This is a genomic window from Acidovorax sp. CF316 (genome assembly GCF_000276605.1).
Lineage (GTDB): Bacteria > Pseudomonadota > Gammaproteobacteria > Burkholderiales > Burkholderiaceae_C > Acidovorax.
On record NZ_AKJX01000314.1, the window covers coordinates 1 to 1,039 of the forward strand.

The window sequence follows — 1,039 nt, forward strand, 5'->3', positions numbered from 1 at the left end:
GGCGGCCGGCAGCAGCAGCCACACGGGCTTGCCCTGCTTGAGCCACAGGTAGGGCAGGTAGCAGCCCACGATCTCGGCCAGCGCGGTGGCGATGAACAGCAGCAGGGTCTTCATGCAGGGGGCAGGGTCGGCAGGGCCATCTTGGTCATGATGCTTCGATGGTGGGCGAAGCATCCGGGGCGGTCAAGCGCCTATCGTGAAGCCTGTTTCCACCACAGGATTTGCCACCACCATGATCACCTGTTTCATCCGCTACGAGATCGACCCCTTCCAGCGCGACACGTTCGCCGAGTACGCGCGGCGCTGGGGCCAGATCATCCCCCGCTGCGGCGGCCACCTGCTGGGCTACTTTTTGCCGCACGAGGGCAGCAACTACGAGGCCTGGGGCCTGATCGCCTTCGACTCGCTGGCCGCCTACGAGGCCTACCGCGCGCGCCTGCGCAGCGATGCCGAGGGCCGCGCCAACTTCGCCTTCGCGCAGGAAAAGCGCTTCATCCTGCGCGAGGAGCGCACGTTCACGCAGGGCGTGCAGGGCACGCTGGGCCTGCCGGCCCATGCGCAGGAGCCCACGCCATGATGGCCGTGATCTTCGAGGTGACGCCCGCGCCCGGCCAGCGCGGCGCCTACCTGGATGCGGCGGCTGCGCTCAAGCCGCTGCTCGCACAGATCGACGGCTTTGTCTCCATCGAGCGCTTCGAAAGCCTGGCCACGCCGGGCAAGCTGCTGTCCCTGTCCTTCTGGCGCGACGAGGAGGCCGTGGCGCGCTGGCGCCGGCAGGAGGCGCACCGCAGCACCCAGGCCGCAGGGCGCGAGCATGTGTTTGCCGACTACCGGCTGCGCGTGGCGGCCGTGGTGCGCGACTATGGGATGAACGACCGGGCGCAGGCGCCTGATGACTCACGTGCCGTCCACGGGTGATGCGCCCTCGCTACAGAAGTCCAGCAAGAATCTATTGCGTTTGAAACTGGCGCGGCCAGGGCCAGTGCCCCCGTGCAAGGGCCGCCCCGCCGCACTGGGGGCGTCCCCCTCCCAGATTGCG

2 protein-coding genes and 1 pseudogene are annotated in these 1,039 nt (G+C 68.7%); 2 read left to right on the plus strand and 1 reads right to left on the minus strand.

The features are described from left to right. Positions 1-114 (minus strand): annotated as a pseudogene (locus PMI14_RS35825) (hypothetical protein); the annotation flags it as partial. A 118-nt stretch (positions 115-232) separates the two neighbouring features. Here PMI14_RS35825 and PMI14_RS33280 point away from each other — a divergent pair. Further along, complete coding sequence (locus tag PMI14_RS33280; protein ID WP_007862340.1) at positions 233-577, plus strand: NIPSNAP family protein; 345 nt, start codon at positions 233-235, stop codon at positions 575-577. After that, positions 574-918 carry an antibiotic biosynthesis monooxygenase gene (locus PMI14_RS33285; RefSeq protein ID WP_007862342.1) on the plus strand — a complete coding sequence of 115 codons (345 nt, stop codon included), beginning with the start codon at positions 574-576 and terminating at the stop codon, positions 916-918. Before PMI14_RS33280 ends, PMI14_RS33285 begins: the two co-directional genes overlap by 4 nt. The last annotated feature ends 121 nt before the right edge of the window (positions 919-1,039 follow it).

Bases quoted from the DNA above. Each gene is read 5' to 3' on its own strand.
- PMI14_RS33280 (WP_007862340.1), top strand. From the start codon at position 233: ATGATCACCTGTTTCATCCGCTACGAGATCGACCCCTTCCAGCGCGAC.
- PMI14_RS33285 (WP_007862342.1), top strand. From the start codon at position 574: ATGATGGCCGTGATCTTCGAGGTGACGCCCGCGCCCGGCCAGCGCGGC.